Genomic DNA, 15,314 nt, shown 5'->3' on the forward strand with positions numbered 1-15,314 from the left:
ACTTCCCGCTTCCATTCGGACAACGCAATGAAACTGCTCAGATTTGGCGACAAATACCATGAAAAACCGGGCCTGCTCGATGCGCACGGCCAGCTCCGCGACCTGTCCGGCGTAATCGACGACATCGCCGGCGATGTGCTGACCCCGGCGTCGCTCGCGCGGCTGCGCGACATTCCTCCGTCGTCGCTGCCGCTCGTCGAAGGCACGCCGCGGCTCGGCGCGTGCGTGGGCCGCGTCGGCAAGTTCATCTGCATCGGCCTCAACTATTCCGACCACGCGGCCGAATCGGGGATGGAGGTGCCGAAGGAACCGGTCGTGTTCGGCAAGTGGACGAGCGCGATCTCGGGCCCGAACGACGACGTGGAGATCCCGCGCGGCTCGGAGAAGACCGACTGGGAGGTCGAGCTCGGCGTGGTGATCGGCCAGGGCGGCCGTTATATCGCGGAAGCCGATGCGCTGTCGCATGTCGCCGGCTACTGCGTCGTGAACGACGTATCGGAACGCGAATTCCAGCTCGAGCGCGGCGGCACGTGGGACAAGGGCAAGGGCAACGACACGTTCGGCCCGCTTGGGCCCTGGCTCGTGACGGCCGACGAAGTGCCCGATCCGCACGCGCTGCGGCTGTGGCTCGACGTCGACGGCCACCGCTACCAGAACGGCACGACCGCGACGATGGTGTTTCGCGTGCCGCACCTGATCAGCTACCTGAGCCGCTTCATGAGCCTGCAGCCGGGCGACGTGATCTCGACCGGCACGCCGCCGGGCGTCGGCCTCGGGCAGAAGCCGCCCGTCTATCTGCGCGCCGGACAGGTGATCACGCTCGGCATCGACGGGCTCGGCGAGCAGCGCCAGCGCACCGTGCAGGCCTGATTTCCTTTTACGGACGGTTCGTCATGCCTATCATTCGATCGATGCGCGTCCTTGACGTGCGCTTCCCGACCTCGCGCCAGCTCGACGGCTCCGATGCGATGAATCCGGACCCCGATTATTCGGCGGCCTACGTCGTGCTCGAAACCGACCGCGACGGGCTCGAAGGGCACGGGCTCACGTTCACCATCGGGCGCGGCAACGAAATCTGCTGCGCGGCGATCGACGCGATGCGTCACCTCGTCGTCGGCCTCGACCTCGACTGGATCCGCGAGGACATGGGCCGTTTCTGGCGGCACGTGACGTCGGACAGCCAGTTGCGCTGGATCGGCCCCGACAAGGGCGCGATCCACCTGGCGACCGGCGCTGTCGTCAACGCGGTGTGGGATCTGTGGGCGAAGGCCGTCGGCAAGCCGCTGTGGCGGCTCGTCGCCGACATGAGCCCCGAGGAACTGGTGCGCGCGATCGACTTCCGCTACCTGACCGATTGCCTGACGCCGGACGAAGCGCTCGAACTGCTGCGCCGGCAGGCGCCCGGCAAGGCCACGCGGATCGCCGCACTCGAGCGCGACGGCTACCCGTGCTACACGACGTCGGCCGGCTGGCTCGGCTACAGCGACGACAAGTTGCGCCGGCTGTGCCGCGAGGCGGTGGAAGAGGGCTTCGAATACGTGAAGCTGAAGGTCGGTGCGAACCTCGAGGACGACATCCGCCGCGTGACGATCGCGCGCGAGGTGATCGGCCCCGACCGCAAGCTGATGATCGACGCGAACCAGGTGTGGGAAGTCGACGAGGCGATCGACTGGGTGCGCGAGCTCGCGTTCGCGCGGCCGTGGTTCATCGAGGAGCCGACGAGCCCCGACGACGTCGAAGGGCATCGCAAGATCCGCAAGGCGATTGCGCCCGTGCAGGTCGCGACCGGCGAGATGTGCCAGAACCGCGTGCTGTTCAAGCAGTTCATCGCGCGCGGCGCGATCGACGTCGTGCAGATCGACGCGTGCCGGCTCGGCGGCGTGAACGAGATTCTCGCGGTGATGCTGATGGCCGCGAAGTACGGGCTGCCCGTGTGTCCGCATGCGGGCGGCGTCGGGCTGTGCGAGTACGTGCAGCACCTGTCGATGATCGACTACGTGTGCATTTCCGGCACGAAGGAAGGGCGCGTGACCGAATACGTCGATCACCTGCACGAGCATTTCGTCGAACCGTGCGTCGTGCGCGGCGCGGCGTACATGCCGCCGACGGCGCCCGGCTTCTCGATCGAGATGAAGCCCGAATCGCTGGAGCAGTACCGGTTCCGCGGCTGAAGCAGGGCGTGCGTGCCGACAACATGAACGACGGAGACGCGAAGTGGATTTGAATCTGCAAGACAAGGTCGTGATCGTGACCGGCGGCGCGTCGGGCATCGGCGCCGCGATCTCGATGCGGCTCGCCGGCGAAGGCGCGATTCCGGTGGTGTTCGCGCGGCACGCGCCCGACGACGCGTTCTGGCGCGAACTCGTGCGGAAGCAGCCGAATGCCACCTGTGTTTCCGTCGAATTGCAGGACGATGCGCAGTGCCGCGACGCAGTCGCGCAGACCGTCGCGCGTTTCGGTCGCCTCGACGGCCTCGTCAACAATGCGGGCATCAACGACAGCGTCGGGCTCGATGCCGGGCGCGACGCGTTCGTCGCGTCGCTCGAACGCAACCTGATCCATTACTACGTGATGGCGCACTACTGCGTGCCGCACCTGAAGGCGGCGCGCGGCGCCATCGTCAACATCTCGTCGAAGACGGCCGTGACGGGGCAGGGCAACACGAGCGGCTATTGCGCGTCGAAAGGCGCACAGCTCGCGCTGACGCGCGAATGGGCCGTCGCATTGCGCGACGACGGCGTGCGCGTGAACGCGGTGATCCCTGCCGAGGTGATGACGCCGCTCTATCAGAACTGGATCGCCGGTTTCGACGATCCGCAAGCGAAGATCGCGGAAATTGCCGGCAAGGTGCCGCTCGGCCAACGCTTCACGACGGCCGACGAGATTGCCGATACGGCCGTGTTCCTGCTGTCGGAGCGCGCATCGCACACGACGGGCCAGTGGCTGTTCGTCGATGGCGGCTACACGCATCTCGACCGTGCGATCAGCTGAGGGCCGCGCTCCATGCAACCCGACCTCGACCCGAACCCCACGCCGCCGCTGATTGCATTGACCGGCATCGGCAAGCGCTTCCCGGGCGTGCAGGCGCTCGACGACTGCCGCTTCGACCTGCGCGCCGGCGAAGTGCATGCGCTGATGGGCGAAAACGGCGCCGGCAAGTCGACGCTGATGAAGATCCTGGCCGGCGTGTACCAGCGCGACGGCGGCGAGATCCGGATGGACGGCCGCGCGGTGGAGATTGCCGATCCACGCGCCGCACAGGCGCTCGGCATCGGCATCATCCATCAGGAACTGAACCTGATGAACCACCTGAGCGTCGCGCAGAACATCTTCATCGGCCGCGAGCCGCGCGGCCGCCTCGGCGTGTTCGTCGACGAAGACAAGCTGAATCGCGATGCCGCCGCGATCTTCCAGCGGATGCGGCTCGACCTCGACCCGCGCACGCCGGTCGGCCGGCTGACGGTCGCGAAGCAGCAGATGGTCGAGATCGCGAAGGCGCTGTCGTTCGACTCGCGCGCGCTGATCATGGACGAGCCGACCGCCGCGCTCAACAACGCGGAGATCGCCGAGCTGTTTCGCATCATCCGCGACCTGCGCGCGCACGGCGTCGGCATCGTCTACATCTCGCACAAGATGGACGAGCTGCGCCAGATCGCCGATCGCGTGACCGTGATGCGCGACGGCAAGTATGTCGCGACCGTGCCGATGGCCGGCACGTCGATGGAGTCGATCATTTCGATGATGGTCGGCCGCCAGCTCGATACGGAAAGCCGCACGCCGCCCGATACGTCCGCGAACGAGATTGCGCTCGAAGTGCGCGGGCTGTCGCGCGGCCGTGCGATTCGCGATGTCGGCTTCACGCTGCGGCGTGGCGAGATCCTCGGCTTCGCGGGGTTGATGGGCGCGGGCCGCACCGAAGTTGCACGCGCGGTGTTCGGTGCGGATCCGGTCGACGCCGGTGAAATCCGCGTGCACGGCAAGCCGGTGACGATCCGCACGCCGGCCGATGCGGTGAAGCACGGGATCGGCTACCTGTCGGAGGATCGCAAGCATTTCGGGCTGGCGGTCGGGATGGACGTGCAGAACAACATCGCGCTGTCGAGCATGCGCCGTTTCGTGCGCCGCGGCGTGTTCCTCGATGCGCGCGAGATGCGCGATACCGCGCAGTCGTACGTGCGGCAGCTCGCGATCCGCACGCCGTCGGTCGCGCAGCCCGCGCGGCTGCTGTCGGGCGGCAACCAGCAGAAGATCGTGATCGCGAAGTGGCTGCTGCGCGACTGCGACATCCTGTTCTTCGACGAGCCGACGCGCGGCATCGACGTCGGCGCGAAAAGCGAGATCTACAAGCTGCTCGACGCGCTCGCCGCCGACGGCAAGGCAATCGTGATGATCTCGTCGGAGCTGCCCGAGGTGCTGCGCATGAGCCACCGGATTCTCGTGATGTGCGAAGGCCGCGTGACCGGCGAATTGCGCGCGGCCGACGCCACGCAGGAAAAGATCATGCAGCTCGCGACGCAGCGCGAGTCGACCGTATTGTCCTGATTCAGACGCTGACCATGTCCAACGATACGCATCCCGTTCCGCCCCTGGCTTCCGGCGACACGCCGGCCGCCGCATCGAGCCTGAAGTCGCGCTTCTTCAATCCGGCCGCACGGCAGAAGCTGCTCGCGTTCGCGAGCCTCGTGCTGCTGATCGTGTTCTTCAGCTTCGCTTCGCCGAACTTCCTCGAAGTCGACAACCTCGTGTCGATCCTGCAGGCCACCGCCGTGAACGGCGTGCTGGCCGTCGCCTGCACGTACGTGATCATCACGTCGGGCATCGACCTGTCGGTCGGCACGCTGATGACGTTCTGCGCGGTGATGGCCGGCGTCGTGCTGACGAAGTGGGGGATGCCGCTGCCGCTCGGGATCCTGGCCGCGCTGCTGTTCGGCGCGCTGTCGGGCTGCGTGTCGGGCTTCGTGATCGCGAAGATGAAGGTGCCGCCGTTCATCGCGACGCTCGGCATGATGATGCTGCTCAAGGGGTTGTCGCTCGTGATCTCGGGCACGCGGCCGATCTACTTCAACGACACGCCGGGCTTCACGTCGATCGCGCAGGATTCGCTGATCGGCAGCCTGATCCCCGCGCTGCCGATCCCGAACGCGGTGCTGATCCTGTTCCTCGTCGCGATCGGCGCGTCGATCGTGCTGAATCGCACGATCTTCGGCCGCTACACGTTCGCGCTCGGCAGCAACGAGGAAGCGCTGCGGCTGTCCGGCGTGAACGTCGACGCATGGAAGATCGCCGTCTACACGTTCAGCGGCGCGGTGTGCGGGATCGCCGGGCTGCTGATCGCGTCGCGGCTGAATTCCGCGCAGCCGGCGCTCGGGCAGGGCTACGAGCTCGATGCGATCGCGGCCGTCGTGATCGGCGGCACGTCGTTGTCGGGCGGCGCGGGCAGCATCGTCGGCACCATCATCGGCGCGTTCATCATGAGCGTGCTGACCAACGGCCTGCGCATCATGTCGGTCGCGCAGGAATGGCAGACGGTCGTGACGGGCGTGATCATCATCCTCGCCGTGTACGTCGACATCCTGCGCCGGCGCCGCCGCTGACGCACGCCTGCCCGCAGGCATCCGCTTCACCGCCGGCCCGGCCGGTATCCAGAAGAGACCAACCAAGGAGACGCGAAGTGATCAGGAGCAAGGTGTTGAACGCGATCGTCGGGCTGACGTTCGCCGTCGGCTTCACGGCCGGCGCGCGGGCGCAGGAAGCCTATATCCCGCTGATCTCGAAAGGCTTCCAGCATCAGTTCTGGCAGGCCGTGAAATCGGGCGCGATGCAGGCCGCGAAGGACTACAAGGTGAAGGTGACGTTCGAAGGGCCCGAAACCGAGGCGATGGTCGACAAGCAGATCGACATGCTGTCGGCCGCGATCGCGAAGAAGCCGGCCGCGCTCGGCTTCGCGGCGCTCGACAGCAAGGCCGCGCTGCCGCTCCTGAAGAAGGCGCAGGCCGCGAAGATCCCGGTGATCGCGTTCGACTCGGGCGTCGACAGCGACATCCCGGTGACGACGGCCGCGACCAACAACAAGGCGGCTGCCGCGCTCGCCGCCGACAAGCTCGCGGCGCTGATCGGCGACGAAGGCGAGGTGGCCGTGGTCGCGCACGACCAGACGAGCCGCACCGGCATCGACCGCCGCGACGGCTTCCTCGAGCGGATGAAATCGGCGCATCCGAAGGTGCAGGTCGTGACCGTGCAGTACGGTGAAGGCGACCAGCTGAAATCGACCGAGGTGACGAAATCGATCCTGCAGGCGTATCCGAAGCTCAAGGGGTTGTTCGGCACCAACGAGGGCTCGGCGATCGGTGTGGTCAACGGCGTGCGCGAGATGAAGCGCAAGGTCGTGATCGTCGGCTACGATTCCGGCAAGCAGCAGAAGGATGCGATCCGCAGCGGGCTGATGGCCGGCGCGATCACGCAGAACCCGATCGGGATCGGCTACAAGACCGTCGAGGCGGCCGTGAAGGCGACCAAGGGCGAGAAGCTGCCGAAGGTCATCGATACCGGTTTCTACTGGTACGACAAGACCAATATCGACGATCCGAAGATCGCGGCGGTGTTGTACGACTGAGCGTTGTGCACGAGCGGCGGCGACGGCGACGCGCGCCGCCGCCGCGGCAACCGAACACGAGGGCACCATGGGCGCAGTACGCATCGATTCCCATCAGCACTTCTGGCGTTATCGTGCGGCCGACTATCCGTGGATCGGCCCCGGGATGAGTGTGCTCGCGCGTGACTACCTGCCCGACACGCTGTGGCCGCAGATGCATGCGCAGGCGCTCGGCGCGTCGATCGCGGTGCAGGCGCGTGCCGGGCGCGACGAGACGGCGTTCCTGCTCGACCTCGCGCGCGACGATGCCCGCATCGCGGCGGTGGTCGGCTGGGAAGATCTCGGTGCGCCGGCGCTTGCCGACCGGGTTGCCGAGTGGGGCAGCCCGAAGCTGCGCGGTTTCCGTCATCAGGTGCAGGACGAAGCCGACGTCAGCGCGTTCGTCGCGAATCCCGGGTTCAATCGTGGCGTTGCGTGGCTGCAGGCGAACGGATACGTGTACGACGTGCTCGTGTTCGAGCGCCAGTTGCCGGACGTGCGCGCGTTCTGCGCGACGCACGATGCGCACTGGCTCGTGCTCGACCATGCCGGGAAGCCTGCGCTTTCGGCGTTCGAGCGCGACGAGACGGCGTTCGCGCGCTGGCGCGCGTCGCTGCGCGAGCTGGGTGCGCTACCGCATGTCGTGTGCAAGCTGTCGGGGTTCGTGACCGAAGCGGACTGGCAGCGTGGACTGCGCGCGCAGGACATCCGGCACATCGAGCAGTGCCTCGACGCGGCGCTCGACGCGTTCGGCCCGCAGCGGCTGATGTTCGGGTCGGACTGGCCCGTGTGCCTGCTCGCGGCGTCGTATGACGAAGTGACGTCGCTCGTCGAACGCTGGGCCGAATCGCGGTTGTCGGCGGCCGAGCGCGGCGCGCTGTGGGGCGGCACGGCCGCGCGTTGCTACGCGGTGCCGGGCGATGTGAAGCGCGGCATATAGAATAGGCGCGAACGGCCTGCCCGATTCGTCAGGCCGTCCGGAACGAAACCGATTACCAGCATCAACGTATGTCCATCCAGCCGATTCAGAACCGCCGCCTCTACCAGCAGATCGCCGACAAGCTCAGTGCGATGATCGAGTCCGGCGATTTTCCGCCGGGCAACTATCTGCCGCCCGAGCGCGAACTGGCCGAGCAGTTCGGCGTGTCGCGCACGTCGGTGCGCGAGGCGCTGATCGCGCTCGAAGTGAGCGGGCTCGTCAGCGTGCGCGTCGGCGACGGCGTGAAGGTGCGCCATCCCGAGGCAGCTGCAGTGCCCGAGCCTGCCCCCGAACCCGATGCGAAAGTCGCGCCGTTCTCGATCGTCGAGATCGATCCCGAACTCGGCATCGCGCTCGACCTCGACACCGAAATCCCGCCGTTCGCGTTGTTGCAGGCGCGCCGTCTGATCGAGCCGGAAGCCGCGTCGCTGGCCGCGCAGCACGGCTCGGACGCGCAGATCGAAGGGATTCACGAAGCGTTCCTGCGCAACCAGGATGACAACCGCAGCGGCTCGCTCACGCACCCGGGCGACCGGCTGTTCCATATCCGTATCGCGGAAGCGAGCGACAACGCCGCTTACGCGCTGATGATCAAGCAGTTGCTCGCGCACAAGTACGACCTGATGTTCCAGCGGCTGCAGTCGCTGTACATGCCGAACGACATGCCGCACCGGTCGGAACGGGAACACCGCGCGATCCTCGACGCGATCCGTGCGCGCGATTCCGAAGCCGCGCGCCGCGCGATGGCCGAGCATCTCGACGAGGTCATCCGGATTTTCGGTCGCGCGCTCGACTGAGCGCGCGTCGACGCACCACCGGTCAGAATCGGTCCGCGCGATACGGCGCCGGATCGGTGAACGGTGCCTCGCCCGTCATCATCTCGGCCAGCAGCCGGCCGGTGACGGGGCCGAGCGTCAGCCCGTGGTGGTTGTGCCCGAACGCGAACCACAGCCCGCGATGGGCGGGTGCGGGGCCGATCACCGGGCGCATGTCCGGCGTGCATGGCCGGAAGCCGAGCCACGGATGCGGGTCGAGCCGCTCGCCGAAGCCGAACACCGGCCGTGCGATGCGTTCCGCGCGCTCGAGCTGCACGCCGGTCGGCGGCACGCGGCGCCGTGCGATCTCGACACCCGTTGTCAGCCGCAGCCCGCGCCGCATCGGCGCGATCACGTAACCGTATTCCCGATCGACGATCGGCGCCGACGGCACGCCGCGCGCGGACGGCGCGTAGTGCATGTGATAGCCGCGTTTCTCGCGCAGCGGGATCTTGTAGCCGAACTTGCCGAACACCGTGTCCGACCACGGGCCGAGCGCGACGACGACGGCCGGTGCGGCGGCCGGGCCATCCTGGGTGTGAACCTGCCAGCCGGGCGACAGTGCGTCGAGGCTCGCGGCGTCGCCGGTGAGCAGCGTCCCGCCGCCTTGCACGAACAGCTGCGCATACGCTTTGACGAGCGCGGAAGGATCGACGACGCTCTTCGGATCGAGCCAGTGCAGCGCGCCGCAGAAGCCGGGCGCGAGGCTCGGCTCGTGCGCGAGCAGCGCGGCCGCGTCGAGCGGCGTGATGCCGAGCCCGTGGCGGCGCGCGGTGAGGCCGGCCTCGGCCACGCCGCGTTCGAACGCGGCCGGTGTGCGGAACGCTTCCAGCCAGCCGTTCGCGCGGATCAGCTCGCCGGCGCCGGCCCGTGCGATCAGCGCGTCGTGCTCGACGATGCAGCGCTCGATCAGCGGCAGCATGTCGCGCGAAGCGGCCGCATGACGCAGCGGTGCCGATTCCCACCAGAACCGCGCGAGCCACGGCGCGAACGCGGGCAGCGACGCGCTGTGCCAGTAGAGATCGGTCGAGCGGTTCAGCGCATAGCGCATCAGCGTGAACGGGCTGCGCGGGAACGGATACGGCTCGACCGACGAGCGCTCGATCAGCCCCGCGTTGCCGAAGCTCGTGCCTTCGCCGGGCGCCCCGCGATCGACGAGGGCGACCTTGCGTCCGCGATCCTGCAGGTGCAGCGCGGCGGAGACGCCGACGATGCCGGCGCCGAGAACGATGACGTCGAAATCCATGAGTGTTGAATGACGGTTGGCGGTGCGCTCGCCCGCGGTACGGTGCGCGCGCCCTGGTTGGAGATCGTTCGAACTGCAAGCATACTCGCGGTGGTGCGGGGGACCAAGAGGCGGCGCGCGGCCATTCCTTCGCAGGTGGCCCTTGCGCGACGATTCCGGAACCGCTTGGCGAGCAGACCTCGTTGACCGACAAGCTCGACCTGACACCCGACCAGATGCGCAAGCTCGACGTGTGTCCCGATTTCGTTCGAACCATGTTTCATAACGGTGGCGGCGATTACCAGTGTGTCGACTTGCGCAACGGCGACGCGAGCGGGTGGATATGGTGGCACGCGCGTCCGACCGAACTTGAGCGCGCGGAATTGTGGGCCGTGATGAACGCGTGGTTCGATATCTTCGTCGAAGGGGCCGACGAGCGATAAATGCACGTGCGTATCGCGGTCGCATCGCTGAACACGATCGCGAGACGCAGGGCGTACGCCGTTCGATCTGCCGGCGATCGCGTAGCGCGCCGCGAACGTATGAAGTTTGTCGCGTACGGACATCCAATCCGCTGATCAATTTACCGGCGTCGACACCGGATCGACGTCGGCCAACGCATTCGCCCGCATCGTCGTACCGCTGAATCGAGCCGCATACATCCCGATGTTTTATCGGGTGTTTCCCACTGCTTTGTCATCCGAATTTTTACCTAAGATGAAGAAATCGTGCGCGTAATTCAGTGCCTGCACGCGCATGGAGGGAGGCAGGCGGCAACGGCGGAGCGACGCCAGCGGAAGTTGCCATCATGGATGCGAAAGTGTGCGCGCCGGCTGTCAGTCTCGCGACTGCAGCGACGCCAGCGGCCGCGGCGGCCATCGCCGCACGCACGGTGTGCGGCCGTCTCGGTCGAACCGCTTCGCTGCGTCACGCGTTGTTCGCAATCGTTTGCGCTCTGGGTGCGGCTTCCGCCGTGCTTGCCGGTGCGCCCGCCAATCCGGACGATCCGGTCGACATCGTGCAGATCGCCGCCGCCGCAAGCCCCGCGAATCCTCCTGTTTCTTCACACGACGCGACCGTGCGCCAGGTCGTGCTCGGCATCATCAGCTTCACGCGCTGGCCGGCCACGCCCGTTCACCTGCATCTGTGCGTCACGGGCCGGCCCGACTACGCGCGCGGCCTGACGGACACGCTGGAAGCCGGCTCGACGCTGGTCGACGTGCAGCGCGTGAGTCCCGACGATCCTGCGCTCGGCATGGCGTGCGACATCGTCTACTTCGGCACGCTGAACAACGACGAACGCACGCGGGTGAGGACCGCGGTGGCCGGCCATCCGGTGCTGACGATTGCGGAACACGATCCGTCCTGCACCGCGGGCGGCATGTTCTGCCTGAATGTCGACGGCGATCGCGTGTCGTTCGACATCAATCTCGACGCCGTCGCGCGCAGCGGCGTGCGTGTGCACCCGAACGTGCTCAACCTCGCGCGACGGCCGGTGACGCCATGACACGGTCCGCGCTCCCCGTTTCCGCTTCGCGCATGTCGCGCCCGACGCTGCAAAGCGTGTTGCGGCGCGCGCATTTGCGCCTCGCGTTCGTCGCGGTGACGATGGCGGCCGTGTCGTTGATCGTCGTCGCGGTGATCGCGTTGCGTGCGTATGCGGGCAACAACCTGAACCTGCTCGCGCGCTCGCTCGGCTATACGGTCGAGGCGGCGCTCGTGTTCGGCGACCGTGTCGCGGCGAACGAGGCGATCGGGTTGATCGCGAGCGACGAGGACGTCGCGCAGGTGGTCGTCACGGACAGCAAGGGGCAACTGTTTGCAACTTGGCAGTTGCCTGCCGGAAGCGAGATCGCGCGGCTCGAACGCGCGGTCGCCGACGTCGCGCTGCCCGGGCCGGTGACCGTCCCGGTGATGCACGACGGCATCGTCGTCGGACACGTCGTCGTGCGGGGGCGCGGACATCAGTTCTTCGGCTTCCTGCTGGGTGGTGTCGGCGGCATTCTTGGCTGCCTGGTCGTCAGCGTGCTCGGCGCGTATGTCAGCTCGAAGCGGCTCTTGCGCAGCATCGTGTCGCCGCTGCGCGCGCTGGCTGGCGTGGCGCACGCGGTGCGGCGCGAGCGGGCGTTCGCGCGGCGTGTCGAGCCGGCGGCGATTGCCGAATTGAATCAGCTCGGCGACGACTTCAACGCGCTGCTCGACGAACTCGAAGACTGGCAGAACACGTTGCGCGACGAGAACGCGTCGCTCGAACACAAGGCGACGCACGATGCGCTCACGGGGCTGCCCAACCGCGTGCAGTTCGAGTCGCGCCTCGCGCTCGCGCTTTGCGATGCCACGTTGACCGGGCAGCGGGTCGCGATCCTGTATCTCGATTGCGATCGTTTCAAGGAGATCAACGATTGCCTCGGCCACGACGCAGGCGACGCGGTGCTGATCGGCATTGCGTCACGGCTGCGCAAGCAGGTGCGTGAGACCGATCTCGTCGCGCGCCTGGGCGGCGACGAATTTGCGGTGATGCTGGCGACGGTGCCCGAAGCGGACAGCGTGTGCCGGATCGCCGACGAGATCTTGTCCGGCATGGCGCCGTCGATCGAGTTGTCCGACGGCCGCGTGGTGGCCACCATGATGAGTGCCGGCGTTGCGCTGTATCCCGATCACGCATCGGACGCGAGCGGCTTGCTGCGGGCCGCGGATGCCGCGATGTACCGCGCCAAGCGCGCGCGGCCGGGTTCGTGGCAGTTGGCGGAGGGCGTTGTCCGGTCGGCTTGAGGGTTAACGTCTCGCGCTGCGGGCGAGGCCGCGGCAGCGATTTACAAGAAGTGCGCCAAACAATTGCGCACTCGAAGGGGATGCGAAATGAACCACTCGTTTCCTGTGAGCATGGAGCGGCTGTGCGTTGGAACCGCGTTGCTGCTGTGCATGCTGCTGGGGGGCTGCAAGACGCCGCCGCCGCTTCATCGCGGGCTGACGCAGACGCAGGTCACGGCGCTGAAGTCGGCCGGGTTCCAGGAGACTGGACAGGGGTTCGAGTTCGGGTCGACCGGGCCGATCCTGTTCAATTTCGACCGGTACAACCTGAAGCCGGATGTGCGGCGGATCGTCGAACGGATCGGGCGCACGTTGCGGTCGGCAGGGATCAATGGCGTGCGGGTCTATGGCTACTCGGATGATGACGGGACGGAGAAATACGATCTCGAGTTGTCGAGGCGACGGGCGGAAGTCGTGGCGATCGAACTGGTTGACGTCGGGCTCGACGCGAAGCAGATCGCGATCGTCGGGAAAGGGAAGGTGGATCCGGTAGGGGATAACAAGACGCCGGCGGGGCGCGCGCAGAATCGAAGGGCGGCGATCGTGGTTTCGCCGCGGTGAGGCGACGCGGCGCGGCGCGCGCGGGTAGCCGTGCCGACAAGCACACTGTGCCGTCTGTTGTAACGGTTTGCCATCATTGAGGTAAAAGTGTCCGAGCGATCGTTTGCAAGCGGCGAGCCTTGATGTTCGCGGCATTTCGGACGGTCATCCACTGAATTCGATATCCCAAAATCACGATATTCGATTCAGTGAAAATGAAACGATCGGTCATCCCAATAGAATCGTTCCGCCTTTTTTAACGCTGCATCGTCATCCGCACATGCAGCGACGGACGGAACGCGTATGGCCATCGAACCCAAGGATCTGTTGCCGCACTTCGAACGCGAGATGACGCTGCTGCGCCGTTCGATGCAGGCGTTTGCTCAACGCTTTCCCAAAATAGCCGCTCGGCTGGCGATCACCGGCGAGCATTCGGACGATCCGCACGTCGAACGCCTGTTGCAGTCGTTCGCGTTGATGGCGGCGTGTCACGACATCCGTCTCGACGATGACGTGCCTGCGTTTACGCACGGTTTTCTCGATACGCTGCACGGCGCTTTTCTGCGTCCGTTTCCGTCGTGCGCGGTGGCGCAATTTCGTGGCGACCGCAGCAGCGAACTGACTGCACCGCGCGTCGTGCCACGCGGCGATCGGCTGATCGCGCCCGTCGGCAAGGAAGTATTCCGCATCGCGGACGACATCACGATCGTTCCATTGACGGTGTCGTCGGTGCGTTACACGACATCGTCGATCGCGCCGCGCGATGTCACGTTGCCTCCGGAAACGACCGGTTTGCTGACCTTCACGTTCGAGCTCGCTACGCCGAATGCGACGTTCGCCATCGTGCCGGACACCGTGCGCCTGCATTTCACCGGTGCGCGGGAAATCGTCGCGGCGCTCGCCGATGCCGTGTTGCTTCTTGGTAACCGGAGCTTCGCCGAAGCAGGCGACTCAACGCGCTGGAAGCGCTTGCCGGACGCGACATTCACGGCTGTCGGCTTCGAGCCTGCCGATGCGCTGCTCGACGTGCGGCCGGACGATGCCCTCTGGCCGTTCCACCTGCTGAGGGCGTATTGCGCGGTGCCGGAGCGTTTCGACTTTGTCGACCTGGACATGCGGGCGATCAAGCGAATCGCCGGCGGCGGCCGTCGCGTCGCGCTCCACCTCGCGATCGCGGGCGTGCATCTGGATTCGCACCGCGCCCAGCGCCTGGCCGCCGCCACGGCCGACCACGTCCGGCTGTTTTGTACGCCGGTCGTCAACCTGTTTCCGGACGACGCCCAGCCGATCGAGACGCGCGCCGGTTGCGCCCACTATGCGGTGAGGGCGCTCGCGCAGGCGGGAGCGCCGCGCACGGCTATCTGGTCGATCGACACCGTTCGTCAGGTGTCCGACGCGGGAACGTCGACGCTGGCACCGTTTCGGTCGCTACGGCATGGCACGGATACGCATACCGGGTTGTTCTGGACGGTGTTGCGCGACGAGGCAAGGCGGGCACCCAGGGAACCTGTCGATCCCCGGTCCAAGGAGACGGAGACGACCGCGCCGCCGGATCCGTCCGACGCCGCGGAGTCGCTCCGCGGCGTCGAACTGGAACTGGTTGACCGGGACGGACGGCCTGCCGATCCCGGCCGTCGCAAGCTGGAGATCCGGCTGTCCTGCACCCAGGGCGATCTGTCTGGAATGCGGGAGCGCGAACTGGCATTGCCCGCGGGCGATCCGGCGGGAACGGTCGTGCTGCTGAACCGGCCGACGTCGAGCCGGCCGCCCGCTTTCCGCTACGGGGAGCTGTGGGATCTGCTGTCGCTCCTCGTGCCGCAGGCGATCCGGCTGGACAAGGGCGGCCTGATCCAGCTCAGGCGGCTTTGCGCATACTGGGCGGAGGACGCCGTCGACGCCGGCCGGCGCTTCGATGCGCTCGTGTCGTTGTCTACCGCACGCGTGCGGCGCTGGCTGCCCGGCAAGCCGGCATCGGCTTTCGTGCAGGGACTGGAGGTGCGGCTGGTCGTGGATGAACAGCGTTTCGCCGCGTTCAGCCTGAACGGATTTGCGCACGTAATGGACCGGTTTTTCGCGCCATACGTACCTGTCACCAGTTTCGTGCAGGTCGTGCTGTTTTCGGCTGCTACCGGCGCGCTGCTTCGACGCGGGGCGCCGCATCCCGGCGTCCAGCCGCTGGTCTAGTTTTCCGATTTTCAGGGCTCGAACGAAAACGTTTGCGGCATCTTTCAACCGGTCAGGTTTTACCCTACATTATCGAGGCTTCGGGCCGGCGAGCCGGTCCATGGAACCTGAGATCAAAAGAAAGGAACA

The 15,314-nt window shown here is 66.8% G+C and carries 14 protein-coding genes; 13 read left to right on the forward strand and 1 reads right to left on the reverse strand.

What is annotated here, in order from left to right:
- The first annotated feature begins 27 nt into the window (after nucleotides 1–27).
- From U5798_RS30880 to U5798_RS30915, 8 genes are all read left to right on the forward strand, one after another.
- Nucleotides 28–870 (forward strand): ureidoglycolate lyase, encoded by an 843-nt coding sequence (locus tag U5798_RS30880; RefSeq protein ID WP_124455201.1) that lies wholly within the window; start codon nucleotides 28–30, stop codon nucleotides 868–870.
- A gap of 23 nt (nucleotides 871–893) precedes the next feature.
- Complete coding sequence (locus tag U5798_RS30885) at nucleotides 894–2,171, forward strand: L-fuconate dehydratase (protein WP_124455200.1); 1,278 nt, start codon at nucleotides 894–896, stop codon at nucleotides 2,169–2,171.
- 43 nt (nucleotides 2,172–2,214) lie between these two features.
- Complete coding sequence (locus U5798_RS30890; RefSeq protein ID WP_322084190.1) at nucleotides 2,215–2,991, forward strand: SDR family oxidoreductase; 777 nt, start codon at nucleotides 2,215–2,217, stop codon at nucleotides 2,989–2,991.
- Nucleotides 2,992–3,003: 12 nt separating this feature from the next.
- Nucleotides 3,004–4,542, forward strand: coding sequence for a sugar ABC transporter ATP-binding protein (locus tag U5798_RS30895; RefSeq protein ID WP_322084191.1), 1,539 nt, complete (start codon nucleotides 3,004–3,006; stop codon nucleotides 4,540–4,542).
- 14 nt (nucleotides 4,543–4,556) lie between these two features.
- A complete protein-coding gene (locus U5798_RS30900; protein WP_124455197.1) occupies nucleotides 4,557–5,594 on the forward strand; it encodes an ABC transporter permease in 1,038 nt (345 codons plus the stop codon).
- Nucleotides 5,595–5,671: 77 nt separating this feature from the next.
- Nucleotides 5,672–6,613 carry an ABC transporter substrate-binding protein gene (locus U5798_RS30905; protein WP_322084192.1) on the forward strand — a complete coding sequence of 314 codons (942 nt, stop codon included), beginning with the start codon at nucleotides 5,672–5,674 and terminating at the stop codon, nucleotides 6,611–6,613.
- A gap of 67 nt (nucleotides 6,614–6,680) precedes the next feature.
- Nucleotides 6,681–7,571, forward strand: coding sequence for an amidohydrolase family protein (locus tag U5798_RS30910; RefSeq protein WP_322084193.1), 891 nt, complete (start codon nucleotides 6,681–6,683; stop codon nucleotides 7,569–7,571).
- Nucleotides 7,572–7,639: 68 nt separating this feature from the next.
- Entirely contained in the window at nucleotides 7,640–8,407 is a 768-nt protein-coding gene (locus U5798_RS30915; protein ID WP_322084194.1) for a FadR/GntR family transcriptional regulator, read from the forward strand.
- A 22-nt stretch (nucleotides 8,408–8,429) separates the two neighbouring features.
- On the opposite strand, the gene U5798_RS30920 is transcribed toward U5798_RS30915, so the two are convergent.
- A complete protein-coding gene (locus U5798_RS30920; protein WP_322084195.1) occupies nucleotides 8,430–9,671 on the reverse strand; it encodes an FAD-binding oxidoreductase in 1,242 nt (413 codons plus the stop codon).
- A 182-nt stretch (nucleotides 9,672–9,853) separates the two neighbouring features.
- Between U5798_RS30920 and U5798_RS30925 the strand changes: the two genes are divergently transcribed.
- From U5798_RS30925 to tssF, 5 genes are all read left to right on the forward strand, one after another.
- The gene (locus U5798_RS30925; protein ID WP_322084196.1) at nucleotides 9,854–10,093 is read left to right on the forward strand and encodes a hypothetical protein; all 240 of its coding nucleotides are present in this window, start codon (nucleotides 9,854–9,856) and stop codon (nucleotides 10,091–10,093) included.
- A 365-nt stretch (nucleotides 10,094–10,458) separates the two neighbouring features.
- The gene (locus tag U5798_RS30930; RefSeq protein WP_124455191.1) at nucleotides 10,459–11,157 is read left to right on the forward strand and encodes a YfiR family protein; all 699 of its coding nucleotides are present in this window, start codon (nucleotides 10,459–10,461) and stop codon (nucleotides 11,155–11,157) included.
- On the forward strand, nucleotides 11,154–12,422 hold the full coding sequence (locus U5798_RS30935) for a diguanylate cyclase domain-containing protein (RefSeq protein ID WP_124455190.1): 1,269 nt from the start codon (nucleotides 11,154–11,156) through the stop codon (nucleotides 12,420–12,422). Before U5798_RS30930 ends, U5798_RS30935 begins: the two co-directional genes overlap by 4 nt.
- An 87-nt stretch (nucleotides 12,423–12,509) precedes the next feature.
- Nucleotides 12,510–13,022 (forward strand): OmpA family protein, encoded by a 513-nt coding sequence (locus U5798_RS30940; RefSeq protein ID WP_322084197.1) that lies wholly within the window; start codon nucleotides 12,510–12,512, stop codon nucleotides 13,020–13,022.
- 282 nt (nucleotides 13,023–13,304) lie between these two features.
- Nucleotides 13,305–15,185 carry a type VI secretion system baseplate subunit TssF gene (tssF, locus tag U5798_RS30945; protein ID WP_322084198.1) on the forward strand — a complete coding sequence of 627 codons (1,881 nt, stop codon included), beginning with the start codon at nucleotides 13,305–13,307 and terminating at the stop codon, nucleotides 15,183–15,185.
- The last annotated feature ends 129 nt before the right edge of the window (nucleotides 15,186–15,314 follow it).

It is taken from the genome of Burkholderia sp. BCC1972 (assembly GCF_905339605.1).
Classification (GTDB): domain Bacteria; phylum Pseudomonadota; class Gammaproteobacteria; order Burkholderiales; family Burkholderiaceae; genus Burkholderia.